Annotated in this window: 1 protein-coding gene; it reads left to right on the top strand. The window is 72.7% G+C overall.

Going from position 1 to position 1178, the window contains the following annotated elements:
* Window positions 1-354: 354 nt before the first annotated feature.
* On the top strand, window positions 355-1178 hold an 824-nt coding region (locus FLV34_RS39305), incomplete at its 3' end, for a 13E12 repeat family protein (protein ID WP_261986085.1).

Below are 1178 nucleotides of genomic sequence, written 5' to 3'. Positions count from 1 at the left end.
GGCGCTGACGCCGCTTCCCGATGACGTGGATGTGTGCCTGGCCGAGGCGGAGGAGTTGCTGTTCGCCCGGGATCGGATCACCAGCGCCCTGGCCGACCGCGTCGGCCGGGTCCACCGAGCGGGGCAGGCCAGGCAGCATGGGCATGCCTCCACCCGGTGCTGGTTGCGCACCAGTGGGGGGATGACGGTGGGTGGTGCGGGCCGCCTGCTCACGTTGGGCGCGGAACTGCCGCGCCTCCCGGTGGTGCGGGAGAAGTTCGCTGCGGGTGAGCTGGCGGCGGGGGTGGTGGAGGCCATCTGCGCCGCTGTGGCCGGACTATCGGACGAGCAGGCACCCTGGCGGAGCCGATCTTGGTGGACCTGGCGGGGAAGGCCGGGGCGGCGGAGGTCGCCAAGGCCGGCCGCCATCTGCGGGCGGTGCTGGACCCCGATGGGGAAGAGCGGGATGAGCGGGCCGATTACGGGCGGCGGTTCCTGCGGGTCCGCCCGGGCAAGGGCGGCGGCGTGGAAGGGGAGTTCTACCTGCCGCGTGAGGCCGGCGCCCGGTTGATGGCCTTGTTGCAGGCGTACGCCAAGCTGAGGGCACAGGGGGATGACCGCCCGCTGACGGTACGTCAGGCCGACGCGCTGATCGCCCTGCTGGAGCAGAAGATCGTCACCGAGCTCCTCGTCGTGGTCAGCGCCGAATCCCTCCCCACCGACCCCGAAACCACCGACCCCACCGACCCCACCGACGACAACCCATACCCCGCCGACCCGGCCACCGACGACACCGACCCGGCCACCGAAGACCCCGCCGACCCGGCCACCGACGACGACGTCAGCGACCACTTCGCAGACCTCGACGACAGCACCCCCAGCGACTACGTCCCCGACCCTGCCGGAACCACTGACGAGCCGAGCCAGGCCCAGAACACCGCCGACCACGTCGAAGACTTCGCCGACCACGTCGAAGACGCGTGGCATGCCGAGGGCTTCGGGGACGGCCAGGACGACACGAGTGACCCAGCGGCCGCCGACGCCGACGACACCGTCTCCGACGTGATAGGCGACCCCGAAGGCGCGGGCGGCGCCGACCGCCCCGCTGCCGACGCCACCGGCGACCGTGCTCCCGGCGAGGCCGGGGCAGGTGCCGATGCCGGGAGCAATGCCGGTACCGACGAAGCTGCGGACGCCGG

This window comes from Microbispora sp. CSR-4 (assembly GCF_008033685.1).
GTDB lineage: Bacteria > Actinomycetota > Actinomycetes > Streptosporangiales > Streptosporangiaceae > Microbispora.
This window is presented reverse-complemented; position numbering and strand designations above follow the sequence as displayed.